The organism is Pseudomonas sp. MS646 (assembly GCF_036693845.1).
GTDB lineage: Bacteria > Pseudomonadota > Gammaproteobacteria > Pseudomonadales > Pseudomonadaceae > Aquipseudomonas > Aquipseudomonas chlororaphis_E.
In genome coordinates, this window is the sequence record NZ_CP144763.1 from 2,428,154 (window position 1) to 2,445,994 (window position 17,841).

Sequence of the window (17,841 nt, forward strand, 5' to 3'; positions counted from 1 at the left end):
TTGGGTCAGGGGGGTTAGAAGTCTTGGGGGCGCGCCACCGGACGCAGGTCCGGCGCATCTTCCGGCAGCAGATAGCCTTGCTGGATCGCCGTGGCCTTGGCCTCTTCGAACTGCTGTTGGTACTGGCTGAAGCTTCCATAGCGCTTGCCGAGGCGCTCCTTGGAATAAGGCGCCTTGGTGTCGTAGATCAGGCCGCAGCCGGTTTCCTGGTCGGTGAGATAGGTCGCGCTGGGCACCTGGATCCACGGCGGGCGTACGCCGCCTTGGAGGTTGCCGGTCACCGGGTCGCGCGCGGCGGTCGTGCCGGCGCGCAGCACACGTTGGGCCCTGGGCATCGGCTTGCCTTCGCGAACCCATTGGTCCATGCCGTCCAGCAGCGCCGCGACGACCAACTCCGCCGGCTCGTCATACAGCGTTCGGCACTGTGGCTCGTCACCCTTGCCAATGTCGGCGGCGACCTTCTCGGTGTGCTCCGTGCCGAGGTCGGCCAATCGCAGGTGCGGCATGCCGGTCACTTCGTAATAGCGGATCTGCGGGTTGTCGGTGTCCGGTGGCAGGTCGATGCCTTCGATAACGTCGTGCATCAGTTCCGACTGGCTGTAGACGGTCACGAAAGGCACGCCGGCAGGCATCTGGCGCGGCATCCGGATCACGTCGCCGCCCACTTCGCCATAGGCCATGCGGCCAGTCATGTAGGCATCGATCAGGGGCGTTGCGTCGGGCATGCGCCATTGCTGGTGCCGACCCTGGTCGAGGTAGTCCATCCAGACCTGCGCGGTTACCGCCCAACTGTTGACATAGATTCGGCGCACATCGAGGCCGGCCAGTGGACCTTGCGCCGATGGGGTTTTGAGCAGCAACGCCAGTTGCGCCCCGATACCCTGGGATTGCGGCGCGAATGGGTCGGGCGCGTTACCGCGGGTGAAGCGTTCGGGGTCGTAGTAGCTGGCCAACGGTGCGTAGCGTGCATAGTCGAAGCGACGCATGAATTCGAAGTTGACGATGCGCCCGTATTGAGCAATCTGCTCGGCCTCGGCGGCCGGGGTGTCCGAGAGGAACTTGGGGTCGACCGGCGGCCGGTTGATGTTCAGCGTGTAGCCGACGTATGCGTAGCCGCGGCGCAGCAGATAGTCGCGAGTGAGGATCCATCCGGCACCGCGCTCGCCGAACCAACTGAAAGGCTCGATCACTACGGTGCCATTGAAACGCGCCGGGTCCGCCGGTTTACGCACCAGAATGCGTGTGGTGTAGGGCGCATCGAAGAGCTGCTGGCCGTTGGCGGTGATGGCCGGTGCCACGCCTTGCAGGTAGAACTCTTGCTCGACGTAGCGTTGTCCGTCCAGGTTGCTGTACTCGGTGCCCGGATAGTTTGCCGACGAGAGCGGTGGCTTGCCGGACGGTGGCACGGCGATCACCGTGGGCATGCGGGGCACCTCGGCGAAAGCGCTCGACATCAGCAGCAGTGACATGCAGGCGCCCAGTCTCGTCGTTCGCAGGCGATGGGAGGCGATCAGTCGTTCCATCCGGGCACTCTCCAGAAGTTGTGGGCCAAGTGGTGATTGAGGGGCGTCGCGTCAGTCGCGCCGCAGGCTGGTCTTGCCCTCGCTGTCGATCACGATCTGGTTGTTTTCGCAGACGTATTCCTGGATGCGGTAGTCGGACCGCTTGTACTCGAAGGTGAAGCGATAAGGGCGGTTGAGCACCTGGGGGTCTTCGATCAGCACCTCATCCACCAGATGGTCCGGTGTCGTCAGCCTGATGCGTTCGGTGATCTTCATGTCCTTGCCGTGGGGAACGTCGTAGAAAGCCACGTCCGTGCGCACCGCGAGTGTTTCCACCACCAGGGTGTCGCCTTCCCAATGGCCCCGCGAGTGGCCCTGGTAGGTGGGGTCCAGTTTCTCCTTCGGCGGCATCGCTTCGTTCAGGAGGATCCGGCGGACTTGCTGGAGGTACTCGCCGAGGACCACCACCTGTTGCTCGTCGTGGATGATCTGGATGGGAAACAGCGCCGCCATCAACACCGGCATGCCCTCTGGCAAGCATCGGGCGCTGGTGGTTGCCAAGGGTGTCCCGGCCTCGTTCGCCGCGGCTTCGCGCTTCTTCAGCGCGGCGTATTCACTGGCATAGGGTTCCTTCAGGTCCATCGGTCCGCCCGGGTGCACCGGGTTGTCCGGGTTCTCGCCGAACCAGTCGTCCGGGGTTCTTTCCCAGGTGCCGCTGATGTCGGGGCGTGTGGCCGTGCCTTGGCTCTTGGGCGTTGCCGCCGCGTTCAGCCCGGCGAACGCCATGAGGGCGACGCCGAGCAACATCGTTGCCGGGTTCAAGGTTCGTGTCGGTTTCATTCAAGCGTCTCCACCCTGTTGATCTGTGTGCTGTCGAGTACTCATGAAGCCGGGGCGCGATGGGTTTCAGCCGCCGCCCGTGAGCACGACATCACCGATCTTGATTTCCACCAGCAACCCGCCCGGCTCACCGTTTTTCAGCGGTTTGTAAGTGACCTCGGCGTCCTCGCCGGCCTTGATCGAGTCGGCCGTCCAGCCTGTGCGGCTCAACGCATTGACACTGCCGGTCTCGATCTTGATCTGCTGAGGCGGTGGGCCGGGGGTGTCGAGGTAAATGGCGATATGGGGGTTGGTCCAGGCAAAGCGCTGGACCACGCCCTTGACCGTGATCGTCCGGGTCTGGTCGAAGATCGCGAACGAATGGTGGGCCGTGACCGCGGTGGGCAGTGCGCTGCTGGCAACGAGGGCCAGCAGGCAAAGCCCCTGGCGCAATAACGGGGATGGGGATATGGGAGTCATGGCGGTGCCTCGGTTCTTATACGTTCTTATGGCCCCAGCATAAGGTCGGCGCTGACCGAGGCCGTAACCCAAAACGGCAACCTCTCGGGTCTCGCAAGTGTTTTTGCAGTGCGATGTCCAGCCGTTTCCTGCGACTGCTGCGCGCCCCGGAGCGCAAGAGCGAACCATTGCATTGCACTTGCTGATTTGGGTTACCGCATGGGCAACCCCGGCCGAAACACTCCTGGCTCGCCTCATAAATATAAAAACAGGAGAGACGTCATGCGCACCCCCCCATACGCCCCAATGTTTTCACTGGTCGCCCTCTGCACGTTCGAGCCCCAGGCCCTGGGCTACGAGCTGTACAACGAGAATGAAGGCGCCACCGTCCTGAACGCCGACCTGTGGGCCGGGTTCGGCTGGTTCGGCAGCCAGGAAAACTACCTCGGTGACCCGCAGAAGCAGCCCGGCAGCATGCGCTGGCAGGAAGGTTTCGTGAAATATGGCTTGAGCGGTACGACGGACAAGCTCACGGATGGTTCGGTCTATGGCGGCTTGAGCATGATCAGCTCGGGAACGTGGGGCGATGGGGATCCGGGGTCGAACACGGACGGGAGCGAAAGGGACACCGCGCTGGAAGATGCCTACCTGGGATGGAAATCAGGTGAGTCGGTACCGGCGCTGGGCCAGGATGGAGTCGACTTCTCTTTCGGTCGACAGCTGGTGACGGTAGACGGTTTCCTGATCACCGACGACGGGTTCAACCCCGGTAGGGCCTTCAACCCTATCGAGGGCGTTGTCGATGGCCGATTCGATCGCGGCGGTGCCTTCTACCTGGGCTCGCGTCTGGCGTTTGGCAACACCGCTGTTTTGAAGCTGGGAGGGACGCAGGGGCTTCACGGCAGCCTGATGTGGCTGAAGTCGGATAACCCAGGGCAGTCCAAGACCGAAGTGGCGGCCGCCACCGTCGACTACACAACGTCTGTCGGCTCGATCGGCTCGACCTATATCCGCGGCCTGGATGTTGAGAAACGCTACGCCTTCGCCGACCGGATGGAGCGTAAGGGCATGGACATTTACAGTGTTCGCGGGCAGGGCAACGCCGGGATCGAGAATGCCGATTTCGCCTTCGAGGTGGCGCGTCAGGAAAAGCGCTCGGGGTCGCAACGGGCCATGTTCTTCGATGCCGGCTACACCTTCGCCGATATCAAGTGGCAGCCGACCGTGAGTTATCGATATGCGCGCTATTCCGAAGGCTGGGACTTCCTGTTCCAGGGTGGCTACCGCAAACGCTACCAGGGTGAAGTGGCGGTCAACTACGCCGGTTCGCTGACCTCGAACATGGTCACCAACGACGTGCTCCTCTCGGTCAAGCCGACCGATAAACTGACCCTTAACGCGATGGCCTTCGACTTCCGCCAGCTCTCGGATCGACAGGAGCGCGACTACAGCGCGCGGGAGGTGGACCTGTTCCTGGATTGGATGGTGACGGACACCATCACGCTCTCGCCGCTGCTGGGTTTCTACAAGCCCGACAAGTGGCTCGGCAACGGCGGGCTGCAAAGTGGCAGTGCCGCGACCAACACGTACTTCCAGTTCATCGTCTGGGTAACGTTCTAGGGGGCACGACAAAAAAAGGCGCCACGAATCGTGGCGCCTGCTTGCAAAAGGGGGGAGGAGGTACCGCGCCTGTTCAGAGCATGCGGCGCATCACATCCTTGCGAGGGTCGCGGTCAAGGAAACGGTGCTTGAGAGCACCAACGATGTGCAGCACGATCAAGGCGAGCAGGGTGTAGGCGAGCACCTTGTGCAGCCATTGGAAGACGACGAACCAGTCGTCGTTCTTCGAGAGCAGTTCGGGCAGGTTCACCCCGAAGAAGAACACCCCGTCGCTCATGGTGTAGGTGCTCGACATGGAGTACCCCATCAACGGCACGACGACCAGCAGCCCATACATGGCGCGCTGCACCAGGTTCGACAGGATCTGTTCATGTCGGTCCAGGGTGCTCAGTGGCCTGGGCAGGTCGACGGTTCGCGAGCGCAGGACGATCTGGACCAGTACCAGCAGGAACGCTAACACCCCGAAGGACTTGTGCCAGGGGTAATAGAGTTCGTACTTGCTCGCCACTTCATCAGCCAGGCCGGTCATGTGCCAGCCGGCCCAGAGCAGGCCGGTGACGAGCACGGCGCGCACCCAGTGCAGTAACCGCAAGGACGTCGGATACCGATCAATTGTCGCTTGATTTGTGCTGTTCATCGCAGTCTCTTCATTGATCATCAAGGCATCGGGGCTGCATGTCCGGCCGGCCAGTGTCCAGGCCTTGCGCGGCCTGGACGCTGGTTCGGTCCGGTGCAGTGAGTGTTTTCAGGTCGGCAACAGTACGGTGATGACTTTCTCCTCGGTGTAGGCCAGCGCGCCGGTAATCCCGCCTTCACGGCCAATCCCGCTGGCCTTGACGCCACCCCACGGCAGGTTGGCGTCCAACGGGCTCCAGCAGTTGACGCCCACGGCGCCGGCCTTCACTGCCGCCGCGACGCGATGGGCGCGCACCAGGTCGCTGGTCCACACGGTGGCGGCCAGGCCATAGCTGGAGTCGTTGGCCAGTGCCACGGCTTCTTCTTCGCTGTCGAACGTGATCACCGTGCCGACCGGGCCGAAGATTTCGTCTCGGGCGATCGCCATGTCATTGCGGGCATTGGCGAAGATCGTCGGCCGGACGAACCAGCCTTTTCCGGGGTTCGACACGCCGCCGGCCAGCAGTGTGGCGCCCTGGTCGATCCCCAGTTGGATGTAACGGTTGACGCGTTCGAACTGGGCTTTCTTGGCGACCGGGCCCATCTGCACATCGGGCAGGCGCGGATCGCCCACCTTGACCGTGCGCGCGGCTTGCGCAAGGGCGGCGGCGAAGCGTTCCGCGAGGCTGCGGTGCACCAGGATGCGCGAGCCGGCCGCACAGACCTGGCCCTGGTTGGCGAACAGGCCGAGTGTGCAGCCACGCAGCGCGTCGTCAAAAGGCGCATCGGCAAAAACGATCTGCGGGCTCTTACCTCCCAGCTCCAGGGCCACGCGCTTGAACAGCACACCGGCGGTGCGCTGGATCTCGCGTCCGGCCTCCGGGCTGCCGGTGAAGCTGATTTTGGCGACATGCGGGTGTTCGCACAGGGCCCGACCCACTTCGGCACCCACGCCGGTGACTACGTTGATCACGCCGTCGGGGAATCCGGCTTCCTGGGCCAGCGCGGCCAAGTGCAGGGCCGACTGTGGCGTTTCTTCCGACGGTTTGATGACCACCGTGCAGCCCGCGGCGAGCAGGGCGGCGAGTTTCCAGACGGTGATCATCAGGGGCGAGTTCCAGGGCACGATGGCGCCCACGACACCCACCGGCTCGCGCACGGTGTACGAGAGGGTGCGGGTGCCGAAGTAGCCGCCGGAGGGGATGGTGCGACCCTCCAGTTGGTTGGCCCAGCCGGCGGCGGCACGCAGGTTGGCGAGCACGTTGGGTATGTCCAGGCGCCGCGGCTCGATGGGCGAGCGGCCGATGGCATTGGCGTCCAGGTCGGCCAGCCGATCGGTGTCGCGCTCCACCAGGTCCGCCAGTTTCAACAGCAGCCGTGCACGCTGGGCGCCGTCGAGCTGGCTCCAGGCGCCGCCTTCCAGTTGGGCGTGGGCCGCTTCCACGGCGCGATCCACGTCCTCGCGGGTGCCACGGGCGCAACTGCCGTATTGTTGCTCGGTCACAGGGTCGATGAGGGGCAGGCGCCCACCGTCGGAGGCTTCGAAGGTCGCGCCTGCGATGAAGTGATTCAGGTGCTGGGTCATGTTAAAGGCCTTGAATGATAGGAAGTGTTGGGCGAGACAGCCTCAAGCCTCGAGGGAGGCCAGGGCGTCGCCGAAGATGTCCAGTGCCTTGAAGAACAGCGCCCGTGAGATCGTCAGCGAAGGCATGACGCGCATCACGTTGCCGTAGCGACCGCAGGGGATCATCAGCACGCCGTGGTTCAGCAGGTAGCCCATGAGCTGGCCGATCTTCGCGCCTTCCAGCGGCGCCTTGGTGACCGGGTCCGCAACCAGTTCGATACCGATCATCAGGCCGCGTCCGCGGACCTCGCCGACCAGCGGGCTGTTGAAACCGCGGATGCGCGCCTGGGCTTCGAGCCCCAGGGTGTGGGCGCGGTTGAGCAGGTCGAGGTCCGGGTCCTGCAGGATGCTGATGTTGGTCAGGGCCACCGCGGCGGACAGGGAGTTGGCGGCGAAGGTATTGGGCATCGAACCGTCAGGAATGGCGGCCGCCAGGTCCGAGCGCATGATCAGTCCGGCCATCGGCAGGTCGCTGCCGATCCCCTTGCCGAAGGTCAGCATGTCGGGTTTGACGCCGGAGTGCTCCACCGCCCACATCTTGCCGGTGCGCCCGGCGCCGGATTGCACTTCGTCGACGATCAGCAGCGTACCGCTGCGGTCGCAGGCCTTGCGCAACAGTTGCAGGAATTCCGGCGAGGGCGGCACGTAGCCGCCTTCGCCCTGCACCGGCTCCACGATCACCGCGGCCACGTCGTCGGCGGCGGTATAGGGTGTGTTCAGCAGGTAGTCCACGTAATCGCCGGCGATCTGCTCGGCGCTCTTGTGCGTGGTGTCGAATGGGAAGCGGTAGGCATACGGGTAGGGCGCATGGATCACGCCGCCCATCATGGCCCCGTAGCCCTTGCGGTAGGCGGTGCCCGTGGTCAGCGCGCCCGAGGCGTTCCACACGCCGTGGTAGCCGCCGTGGAAGGCGATGATCTGGTGCCGCCCGGTGATGCGCTTGGCAAACTTGATCGCCGCTTCCAGTGCATCGCTGCCACTTTGCGTGAAGAAGGTGATGCAGTCGCCGCGCAGGCCTTCGGGAGCGATCTCGGAAAGCTTGGCCGCCAGTTCGGTGCGGCGGGTGCTGTTGACTTCCAGGGCATGCATCAGCACTTCGGACTGGTCGCGAATGGCCTGCACCACTTTCGGGTGGCAACGGCCTACGCTGCTGACGCCTACGCCGGCGGACAGGTCGATGTAGGTGTTGCCGTCCGTGTCCTTGAAGGTTGCGCCAAACGCACGGTCCATGGCCACGGGCATGCGACCGCCGCCGCGCGCCATCGACTCGGTACGCGCCGACAACGCGAGGGCCTCGGCGGCCATCGGGCCGGGCAGGGTGCTGGAAGTGATTCGCGGGGCATCGGCGAAGTGGAGGGATTCAAGCTTGGCTTCACTCATGACGGTCTCTCTGGATGTCGGTTGTAGTATGTCGATCATCCCCAGAGTGCGATCCTGGCCGGTAGCCCGAATCGGCACATGGATACACTGAGCGAATGCCAGTGGCCACGCGTTGAAGTCACGTGATGGAATTTGCAGAATCTGATCTTTGTGAGAATATCGCCCGGGAAGGCAGGATAAAAACAATAATATTGAACGGGGCTTTCGCGAAATATGAGAAACATAAACATAAGTCACTTCAAGGACGTCCATGTCCACGCGGCCACGGTCCAGGAATGGAGCCAGGATTACAACCAGCTCACCGCCGGTTCGGCCGAGAGTTCGCTCATGCAGTTGAGCACCGCCCGTTGCCATGTTTTCTGCGAGCAGATCAACCAGCGTGTCGTGCAGCACGGCGTGGCCCCGGCCGGCAAGATGTGCTTCGCGGTGCCGATCAACGTCCCGGGTTCGATCCGGATGCAGGGGCGTGACGTGGACGACAGCAGCCTGTTCTTCCTCCACGGTGGCGAGGAGTTCATGTTCCATATGCCGATGGGCATGGAGCTGCTGTCCATCACCTTCGAGCGTGAGCTGTTCGAGGAGGCCTTGGTGCAGACCGCGTCGGCGAAGGACATCAGCCAACTGCTCCGACAGCCGGTGATCAGGGTGTCCACCCAGCGCTTCGCGGACGCCCGGCGTCGGTTGCTGGCGGTCTTCTCCCAGGCACTGGTGAGCGAAGAGCTCGACAGCGCCCGCGACCGGGAGCTGGAGCAGGCCATGCTCGGCGAGTTGCTGCAACTGATGACCGATCCGGCCTGCGACAAGCGCCAGCGCAGCCCCAGTTCCACCCGCAGCTTCATCGTCGAGAAATGCCATCGCCTGGCGACCGCCGAGATGAACCACGTGCCCAGCGTGAGCGAGTTGTGCCAACGACTCCAGGTGAGCCGGCGAACCATGCAGAACAGTTTTCGCGCCGTGGCGGAGACGACGCCGCTCAATTACCTGCGCTCCGTACGCCTCAACGGCGTGCGCCGGACCTTGATGTCCACTCCGGCATCCCATCTTTCGATTGGCGATGCCGCCGCCCAGTGGGGCTTCTATCACCTGAGCCACTTTGCGGCGGAGTACCAGGCGCTGTTCGCCGAACTGCCGTCCCATACCGCCCGCGCGACCATCGCCCACTGCGCCCACGCTTGAACGGCGCGGCGGCGCCCCACGAGCGGGGAGCAGCGCCGGACATTGGCGCGAAATAAACCCTTTGCCTGGACGGGATCACTCCCGTGCACCCCGAATCGGCAGGCGCTCGCGGAGCGTCTTGACCTGTTTTGGGGCAAGCCTGCTGATGTTACCAATTTGGGATAGCGAGGCGTTCATGGGCCGGCATAGGATCGAATCCAGCGTGCGACAAGAACGACAAGCTGTTCGGTGCCGGTGAGTGGTTGACCGCGCCGATCCTGCAGCGACTGCCTCATACAATAAGGTCAAGAAAATGAGTGTATCTATCCCGATCGACAGCTCGACAGATCTGAAACGTGGTGCCCTGGGCGTCGGCTTCATCATCTTTTTCGTGGTTTCGGCCGCGAGCCCGCTGAGTGTGATCGCCGGCGGCTTTCCCATTGGCATCATGCTGGGCAACGGCGCCGGCACACCGGCATTGCTGATCCTGGCCTTGATGGTGTTGCTGGCGTTCTCGGTGGGCTATACCACCATGTCCCGCCATGTCACCAACGCCGGTGGCTTCTATGCCTTCACCGCCCGAGGCCTGGGTGGCCTGGCCGGCGGGGCGGCGGGGGTGTTGGCGATGTTCGCCTACAACATCCTCCAGGTCGGCCTCTATGGCATGTTCGGGGGCGTCGTCAGCGGCACCATGGCCAGTGTCTTCGGCCTGGTGCTGCCCTGGTGGTCGTATTCGTTGATGGCGATGATCAGCGTCGCGATCCTGGGGTATCGCAAGATCGATCTCTCGGCCCGGTTGCTCTCGGTGGTGGTCATCGCCGAGTACCTGGCCATCCTGACCCTGGACTTCGCCATCCTCAAGACCGGCGGGGACAGCGGCATCAATCTCGATTCGTTCGATCGCACCCATGTGCTCAGCGGTACGCCGTCCATCGGCCTGCTGTTCTGCTTCGCGGCGTTCATCGGTTTCGAGGCCACGACCATCTACGGTGAAGAAGCCAAGAACCCGCAACGCACGATCCCGATTGCCACTTACTGTTCGGTCCTGCTGATCGGCGGGTTCTACGCCCTGTCGGTCTGGGCGATGGTGGTGGGCGTCGGCGCGGACAAGATCGTCCCGACGCTGCAAGCCTTGCAAGACCCGACCACCTTCATCTATGGTATGTCTGACCACTTTGTCGGCCCGTACCTGACGCAAATCATCCGCGTGCTGTTCATGGTCAGCATCTATGCCGGGCTGCTGGCTTTCCACAACGCCGCGGCGCGCTACTTCTATGCTATTGGGCGTGACGGCCTGCTGCCGCGCCAGTTGGGCACGACCCACCGCGTCCACCAGAGCCCTCATATGGGTTCGGCGTTGCAGAGCCTGATCTCTGCGGTGATCGTGCTGATCTTTGCCGCCATGGACGCCGACCCGATCCTGCAACTCTTTGCCTGGCTGTCCAACCTGGCCACGCTTTGTGTGATCCTGCTGATGGCGATCACGTCGGCGGCGGTGCTGGTCTTCTTCCGGCGCCACCCCGAGCTCAAGCTGGGCATCTGGCGCGGGCGGATCTTCCCCGGTTTTTCCTGCCTGGCGCTGCTGGCGGTCCTGGTCCTGGCAGTGGTTCATTTCGATGTCCTGACGGGTGCCAGCGTGGCCTTGTCCTACGGCCTCTGCGCCATCATCCCCGCGGCCCTGCTGGGCGGCGTGCTCCTGGCCGCGCGACTGCGCAAGACCGCGCCGCAGCGATACCAGGCACTGGGTAGCCATAAGCTCTAAGCCCCGCGGCCCCGTTCAACCCCTACGAAAAATACCGACCCGTCCGTGTACCGGACGGCTTGTCGGTGCGCGAAAGGAAAGTGTCATGCACGATTATCAAATGCTCATCAACGGCCAGCCGGTGGACGGCGAGGACGGTCACTTCGAGGTGATCAACCCGGCGACCGGCAGAGCATTCGCCCGCTGCCCCGCCGGCTCGCTGGCCCAGCTGGACCAGGCCGTCGACGCTGCCCAGCGGGCGTTTGGCTCCTGGCGTTGCACCGCCCATGAGGACCGTTGCGAGCGCCTGTTGGCCATTGCCGCGGACATCGAGCGCGACGCCGAAGCACTGGCTCGCCTGATCGTTCTGGAGCAAGGCAAGCCCATGGCGCTGGCGTTCTCCGAAGTCATGGGGGCCGCGGCCTGGACACGCTACGCCGGGCAACAGCAGATCCCGGTAGAACTGGTGGAAGAAACCCCCGCCCAGCGTGTCGAGTTGCACCGCAAGCCCTTGGGCGTGGTGGCGTCGATCACGCCCTGGAACTGGCCTTTCATGATCGCCGTATGGCACATCATGCCGGCCCTGCGCGCCGGCAACTGCGTGATCAGCAAACCCTCGAGCCTGACGCCCCTGAGCACGTTACGACTGGTCGGGATCATCGCCCGGCATGTCCCCCAGGGCGTGATCAACATCGTCACCGGCGAGCAGGGGTTCGGCCGTGCAATCACTCGGCACCCGGGCATTCACAAAGTGGTCTTCACCGGCTCGACCGACACCGGCATGAGTGTGATGCGCGGTGCGGCCGACAATCTCAAGCGCCTGACGCTGGAGTTGGGTGGCAACGACGCGGCGATCGTGTTGCCGGGCACGCCAGTGGAACAGGTGGTCGAAGACATCTTCCAGGCGGCCTTCCTCAACATGGGGCAGACCTGCGCCGCGCTGAAGCGGTTGTACGTGCACCAATCCCAGTACGAGGCCTTCGCAGAGGCCTTGGCGGCCATCGCCCGGCGCCAGGTGGTCGGCGACGGCCTGGAGCCGGGCGTGAGTTTCGGCCCGGTGCAGAACCTTGAGCAACTGGAGCTTGTCGCCGGGCTGGTAAGCGACGCCCAGGCCCAGGGAGCCCGTGTGTTGTGTGGCGGTGCGCGGCTGGACCGCCCGGGCTTTTTCTATCCGCCGACGGTGGTGATGGATGTCACCGACGGCCAGCGCCTGGTCGACGAAGAACAGTTCGGCCCGGTGTTGCCGGTCATCGCCTACCAGGATGTCGAGGACGCCCTGCGCCGCGCCAATGCCAGCGACATGGGCTTGGGCGGGTCGGTCTGGGGTACGGATCTGGCCCAGGCGCAGGCTCTTGCCAGTCGCCTGGAATGCGGTGTGGCCTGGGTCAACTGTCACGCGCAAATTCAACCGAACACGCCTTTCGGTGGCTGCAAGCTGTCCGGCTTTGGCGTCGAGTTCGGGCTGGAAGGGTTGCTGGAATTCACCTCCCAGCAGTTGGTGTACGTACGCAAGCTTGAAACCGAGTGAGGGCAACAGTCATGTACGAGAAATATAAGACAGCACCCAAGAAGTTCTGGCATCCGATGAGTTCATCGGCCCCGGCGAACCGGGCCCGGACCTTGATCATCGCCAGCGGCGACGGCAACTACATCACGGACATCGACGGCCACCGCATGCTCGACGGCGTAGGCGGCTTGTGGAACGTCAATATCGGCCACAACCGCGCCTCGGTGAAGGCCGCCATTGCCGCGCAACTGGATGAGCTGGCGTATTACCAGACGTTCGACGGCATTGCCCATCCACGGGTATTCGACCTGGCCGAGCGCCTGACGTCGATGTTCGCCCAGGAAAAAATGGCGCGGGTGCTGTTCAGTTCCGGTGGTTCCGATGCAGTCGAGACCGCCCTGAAAATGGCCCGCCAGTACTGGATCGCCAGCGGCGAACCGGGCCGCACGCGCTTCCTGTCGCTGCGCAATGGTTATCACGGCGTGCACATGGGCGGCACTTCGGTGGGCGGCAACGGCGTGTACCACTACAACCACGGTCCGTTGCTGGCCGGCTGTCATCTGCTCGACACTCCCTGGCTGTATCGCAATCCCTGGGATTGCCGCGACCCCGAGGCGTTGACGGAGCACTGTATCCGCCAGCTCGAAGACCAGATTGCCTTGTTGGGCGCGCAGACCATTGCTGCAATGGTGGCCGAGCCTGTGCAGGGGGCGGGGGGCGTGATCGTGCCGCCGGCGCACTACTGGAAGCGCCTGCGGGAGGTTTGTGATCGCCACGCGATCCTGTTGATTGCCGATGAAGTGGTCACCGGTTTCGGTCGCTCCGGCTGCATGCTCGGCAGTCGCGGCTGGGGTGTCGCCCCGGACGTCCTGTGCCTGGCCAAAGGCATCACCGCCGGCTACATCCCCATGGGCGCGACGGTCTTCAACCAGCGCATGGCCGATGCGATCGAGAACGGCCCGGGCTTCAGCAACGTCATCATGCACGGCTACACCTACAGCGGCCACCCGACGGCCTGCGCCGCGGCCCTGGCGGTGCTGGATATCGTCGAGGCCGAGGACCTGCCGGGCAATGCGGCCACCGTCGGCGCCCAGTTGCTGGCGCAACTGCAGCCGCTGGTCGAGCGCCACGCAGTGGTCGGCGAGGTGCGCGGCAAGGGCCTGATGATCGCCCTGGACCTGGTGGCCGACAAGGCCACCCGCGAGCCGCTCGATCCGGCGTCCGGCCGTGCCTCGCGCATCGCCGACGAGGCACGACGCGCCGGAGTGCTGGTGCGGCCGATCGGCAACAAGATCGTCCTTTCGCCGCCCCTGACCCTCACGGCCGATGAGGCGGGCCAGATGGTCTCTGCCCTCGACATGGCCCTAACCGACTGCCGCTAGTCGGCGTCCGTTCCACCGACGCAGCCAGGTTGCGTCGGTTCGCGCCTGAGCATCAGGCGCCCCCTCAGGAGCTTCAACCATGCGCTATCCATCGTGGGTTTCACGTACAAGGGACAGTCTCGTCTGCGCCTTGACGCTGTCGGTCATCAGCCAGGCCCAGGCATACGAACTGTACGCCGATGAAAACAGCCACCTCAACGCCGACGCCGTGGCGGTGTTCGGGATGTTCAACAGTCGCAAGAATTACGACGGCACGCCGGGGGGATCGACCTGGCGAGAAGGGTTTATCAAGTACGGTTTGAGTGGCGACCAGGGATTGGCCGGCCATGGCACTGCCTACGGTGCGTTCAACCTGGTCAGCTCCGCCACCTGGGGGGACGGCGACCCGGCCGGCAACTCGGTTGGATCCGAGCGCACCACCAAGATCGAAGAGGCTTATCTGGGCTGGCGCTCCGGCGACCTGTTCCCGGCGTTGGGCCAGGATGGCGTCGATGTCTCTGGCGGCCGCCAGGTGGTCAAGCTGGGGCGAGGCTTCCTCATCAACGACGACGGGCCGAATCTGGGTAAAGGACCGGCCGACGGCCGCCTGAACCGTGGCGGTGCCTATTACATGGCGGCCCGGCATGCCTTCGACCAGACCGCGGTGGTGCGGCTGGGAGGGCAGGACGGGGTGCACGGCAGCGTGGTGTGGCTCAAGTCCGACAACCGTGCCCAGGCCGAGACCGAACTCGCGGCCGGTACGCTGGACTACACCGCCAAGGCCGGCACGCTGGGGCTGACCTGGGTGCACGGTATTGACGTCGATGATCGGTGGGCCAGCGACTTCCAGCGCCAACGCAAGGGGCTGGACGTCTACAGCCTGCGCGGCGAGGGCGACGCTGGCATCGAGAACGCCAGCTTCGCCTTCGAGTACGCCTGGCAGGACAAAGACGCCGGCACCGAGAATGCCTGGTACGCCGAGGCCGGGTATACCTTCGCGGACGTTGCCTGGGCGCCGAAGCTGACGTACCGCTACACCCGCTACTCGTCCCGGTGGGATTCGCTGTTCACCGGCCAGAGCACTGGCTACGGCACTTGGTTCCAGGGCGAGGTGGCCGGTAACTACGCCGGGCCGTTCAACACCAACACGGGTATCCATCATGTCGGCCTGAAGGCCACGCCCTTGGAGAATCTGACCCTCGGTGCGCTGTTCTTCGACTACAACACCGTGCGCAAAGAAAACGCCGTCAACCTCGACGCCCGGGAGCTGGATTTCTATGCCGAGTGGGCTGTCAGCGAGCACCTGATCGTCACCCCGTTGATCGGCCTCTACAAACCGGACCGGGATGCCGCGACAGGGGGTAACCAGGTGGGCGGCAACGGGACCAACCTGTACAGCCAGGTCACCGTCGCCGTTCCATTCTGACCCGGCGCCGCTGCGGGGCGGATGGCACCGCAGCGTCTGTCTTGGCGAGGTTGTCTAGCCCTGGCCGGAGACCGGCGGATGCTTCATCCGCTCGGCGATTCGCCGGGTGGTCTCCATCACCATTTCCACCACGGTGTCTTGGCGTAGCAGCTTGAAGCTCTGGGTACTGCCGACCGCCGAGAGGCTGCCGACCACCTCGTCGAGCGCCGGGTTGATGATCGGCGCCGCGATACCGGTCAGGCCTTGGTTGAGCTCGTCGTGGGTCAGGCAATAGCCATCCTTGCGGATCTTCTTCGCCGCCTTGGAAAAACCGGCCCAGTCGTAAGGGCTGTCGGGGTCGTTGGCCATGTGTTCATCGAACAGGCGTTGCAGGCGCCGGCCTTTCTGGAAGGCGATCAGCACCTTGGATTGCGCGCCGCGGAAGAACGGCAGCGGATGACCTCGGCCAAAGGAAAACTGGTAGGTGTCATCGGGTTCGGCAATGTACGTGTTGATGATGTGGCCGTCGTAGAAAACGCTGGCGAAGACCGCCAGTCCGGTTTCCTCGGACAGCGTATGCATCAGTTCGCGACCGGCCACGAGGATCGGGTCGTACTGACGCATCATCCAGTCCAGCTCGATGATCCGTGGCCCCAGGCCATAGCTGCCGGCGTCCACCCGGACCAGCAGGCCGGCGTCACACAGGTCCTTGACGTAGCGGTACACCGTCGCCCGCGACAACCCCATGCGTTCGGCAATGGTGTCGGGGTCGATCTTCAGCTGTTGCGGGCCGAACAGGTCCAGGACGCTCAGCATTTTACTCAGACTGCTCATTTGACTCCTAAGGAGGGAGGGCGCGTGGATGGCCGATGGGTGAGCACTATAGGTAGACGCGCCAGGGATGGAAAGCCTGCCCATGGCAGGGATAACCCGCCATCACGGTACTCCTGTGGCTGAGAAAAACAAGCATATGGATGGCGTTTTTAAGTTTAAAAATACAATAAAATCTCAAAATACGAGTTTTATGTTAAAAAATAGCTTGTTGATCCAGGTTTTCTGTGTGATAAATCTCAGCCACTGCAAACGCTCGATCAAGAGGGCTGGAAATGAATGGTGCGCAACTGATAGTGAAGGCGGCGGTGGCAAGCGGTATCGAGTACTGCTTTGCCAATCCCGGAACGACGGAGATTCCCCTGGTGGCCGCGATGGCCAGTGCGCCGGCCCTCAAACCGGTCCTGTCGCTGTTCGAGGGCGTGTGCACCGGGGCCGCGGACGGCTATGGCCGGATCGCCGGCAAACCGGCCATGACCTTGACGCACCTGGGGCCAGGCTTTGCCAATGGCATCGCCAACCTGCACAACGCCCGGCGGGCCAACACGCCTATCGTCAATGTCATCGGCGATCACGCCTCCTGGCACGTCAACTACGATCCGCCCTTGGCCAGCGATATCCAGGCCCTGGCCGGCAGCGTTTCCGGTTGGGTGCGGACTTCGCGCACGGCGGCCGGCGTCGGGGAAGACCTGCAGGAAGCGGTGCGTGCCGCCTGGCAGGCCAAGGGACAAATCGCCAGCCTGATCCTGCCGATGGATTTACAGGCCAACAGCGTGGCGATTGAGCGTCCGTTCAGCGCCTTGCAGGCCCCGGTCCGGCGTATGGCCGGTGACCGGATCGAAGCCGTGGCCCAGGCCCTGCGCGACGGGCGCCGGCTGGTGTTCATTGTCGGTGACGAGGGCTTGTCCGTGGACGGACTCCAGGCGGCGGGGCGCCTGGCCCAACTGCCGGGTGTACGGATGTTCGCCGAGACGTTCCCGCGCCTGAGCTACCGTGGCGGTGGCTTGCCGGACCTGGATCGCCTGCCGTATTTCCCCGAGGTGGCGATCGAGATCCTCGACCAGTACGACGCCGTCGTGTGTGCCGGCGTCCCGGATCCGATCAGTTACTTCGGCTATGAGGGCATCGCCTCGCGTTTGGCCGAGCGTGAACGCCTGCTGTGCCTGGCCGAGGTGGGGGACGATGTCGCCGGCGCGCTCACCGCGCTTGCCGATGCCTTGCAGGCACCGGCCTTCCAGCCGACCCCGATGGGCATCGAGTTGCCGCCGGGCGAAGCCGAGCTGACTCCGCAATCGATCGGTCAGGTCCTGGCTGCCTCACTGCCGGACGACTGCATCGTTTCCGTGGAGGGTGGCACGTGTGGCTACCCGTTCTTCACTGCCTCGGCCCATGCCGCGCGGCACCGGGTACTGACCAATACCGGAGGCGCCATCGGCCAGGGCATTCCGGTGGGGTTTGGCGCGGCCCTGGCCGAGCGTGGCAACCGGGTGTTCTGCCTGCAATCGGACGGCAGCGCCCAGTACACCATCCAGACCTTGTGGAGCATCGCCCGCGAGCAATTGCCGGTGGTGATTCTGATTGCCGCCAACCATCGCTACGCGATCCTGCAGAACGAATTGCGCCGTTTCGGCATGACCGAGCTGGGGCCCGAAGCCCTGAGCCTGACCGTCCTGGACCGCCCACGCGTCGACTGGAAGGCCCTGGCCAAGGGCTACGGCCTGCCGGCCTGCACCGTCTGCACCAACGCCGAACTGCAACGGGCCCTGGCCAATGCCAAGGCTGACGGCGGTCCTTGCCTGATCGAAATGGCCCTGTGAAGGAG

14 protein-coding genes are annotated in these 17,841 nt (G+C 64.1%); 7 read left to right on the top strand and 7 right to left on the bottom strand.

All coding sequences use genetic code 11. The features are described 5' to 3' along the window. Window positions 1-14: 14 nt before the first annotated feature. From V3H56_RS10900 to V3H56_RS10910, 3 genes are all read right to left on the bottom strand, one after another. A complete protein-coding gene (locus V3H56_RS10900; RefSeq protein ID WP_338474589.1) occupies window positions 15-1,523 on the bottom strand; it encodes an alpha/beta hydrolase domain-containing protein in 1,509 nt (502 codons plus the stop codon). Window positions 1,524-1,574: 51 nt separating this feature from the next. Continuing rightward, window positions 1,575-2,342 (bottom strand): hypothetical protein, encoded by a 768-nt coding sequence (locus V3H56_RS10905; protein WP_338474590.1) that lies wholly within the window; start codon window positions 2,340-2,342, stop codon window positions 1,575-1,577. Window positions 2,343-2,408: 66 nt separating this feature from the next. Next, complete coding sequence (locus V3H56_RS10910; protein WP_042729192.1) at window positions 2,409-2,801, bottom strand: DUF6152 family protein; 393 nt, start codon at window positions 2,799-2,801, stop codon at window positions 2,409-2,411. A gap of 261 nt (window positions 2,802-3,062) precedes the next feature. On the opposite strand from V3H56_RS10910, the gene V3H56_RS10915 reads away from it, so the two are divergent. Further along, window positions 3,063-4,400: a hypothetical protein gene (locus V3H56_RS10915; protein ID WP_042729191.1), complete on the top strand. Its 1,338-nt coding sequence runs from the start codon at window positions 3,063-3,065 to the stop codon at window positions 4,398-4,400. Window positions 4,401-4,473: 73 nt separating this feature from the next. On the opposite strand, the gene V3H56_RS10920 is transcribed toward V3H56_RS10915, so the two are convergent. The 3 genes from V3H56_RS10920 to V3H56_RS10930 form a co-directional block, all read right to left on the bottom strand. After that, the gene (locus tag V3H56_RS10920) at window positions 4,474-5,037 is read right to left on the bottom strand and encodes a cytochrome b/b6 domain-containing protein (RefSeq protein ID WP_042729190.1); all 564 of its coding nucleotides are present in this window, start codon (window positions 5,035-5,037) and stop codon (window positions 4,474-4,476) included. 108 nt (window positions 5,038-5,145) lie between these two features. Further along, entirely contained in the window at window positions 5,146-6,600 is a 1,455-nt protein-coding gene (locus V3H56_RS10925; RefSeq protein WP_338474591.1) for an aldehyde dehydrogenase family protein, read from the bottom strand. Window positions 6,601-6,642: 42 nt separating this feature from the next. Continuing rightward, window positions 6,643-8,019, bottom strand: coding sequence for an aspartate aminotransferase family protein (locus V3H56_RS10930; protein WP_338474592.1), 1,377 nt, complete (start codon window positions 8,017-8,019; stop codon window positions 6,643-6,645). A gap of 213 nt (window positions 8,020-8,232) precedes the next feature. Here V3H56_RS10930 and V3H56_RS10935 point away from each other — a divergent pair, with 213 nt between their 5' ends. The 5 genes from V3H56_RS10935 (at window position 8,233) to V3H56_RS10955 (ending at window position 15,209) form a co-directional block, all read left to right on the top strand. Beyond that, on the top strand, window positions 8,233-9,195 hold the full coding sequence (locus tag V3H56_RS10935) for a helix-turn-helix domain-containing protein (protein WP_042731995.1): 963 nt from the start codon (window positions 8,233-8,235) through the stop codon (window positions 9,193-9,195). A gap of 292 nt (window positions 9,196-9,487) precedes the next feature. Then, window positions 9,488-10,936: an APC family permease gene (locus V3H56_RS10940; protein WP_042731994.1), complete on the top strand. Its 1,449-nt coding sequence runs from the start codon at window positions 9,488-9,490 to the stop codon at window positions 10,934-10,936. Window positions 10,937-11,021: 85 nt separating this feature from the next. Continuing rightward, window positions 11,022-12,443 (top strand): aldehyde dehydrogenase family protein, encoded by a 1,422-nt coding sequence (locus V3H56_RS10945; protein ID WP_338474593.1) that lies wholly within the window; start codon window positions 11,022-11,024, stop codon window positions 12,441-12,443. 11 nt (window positions 12,444-12,454) lie between these two features. Continuing rightward, the gene (locus V3H56_RS10950) at window positions 12,455-13,804 is read left to right on the top strand and encodes an aminotransferase class III-fold pyridoxal phosphate-dependent enzyme (protein ID WP_042731992.1); all 1,350 of its coding nucleotides are present in this window, start codon (window positions 12,455-12,457) and stop codon (window positions 13,802-13,804) included. A 79-nt stretch (window positions 13,805-13,883) separates the two neighbouring features. Next, the gene (locus V3H56_RS10955) at window positions 13,884-15,209 is read left to right on the top strand and encodes a hypothetical protein (protein ID WP_338474594.1); all 1,326 of its coding nucleotides are present in this window, start codon (window positions 13,884-13,886) and stop codon (window positions 15,207-15,209) included. A 54-nt stretch (window positions 15,210-15,263) separates the two neighbouring features. Here V3H56_RS10955 and V3H56_RS10960 read toward each other — a convergent pair whose 3' ends face one another. Next, window positions 15,264-16,022 carry an IclR family transcriptional regulator gene (locus V3H56_RS10960; protein ID WP_123578855.1) on the bottom strand — a complete coding sequence of 253 codons (759 nt, stop codon included), beginning with the start codon at window positions 16,020-16,022 and terminating at the stop codon, window positions 15,264-15,266. 272 nt (window positions 16,023-16,294) lie between these two features. Here V3H56_RS10960 and V3H56_RS10965 point away from each other — a divergent pair, with 272 nt between their 5' ends. Then, a complete protein-coding gene (locus V3H56_RS10965; protein WP_123578856.1) occupies window positions 16,295-17,836 on the top strand; it encodes an acetolactate synthase large subunit in 1,542 nt (513 codons plus the stop codon). The last annotated feature ends 5 nt before the right edge of the window (window positions 17,837-17,841 follow it).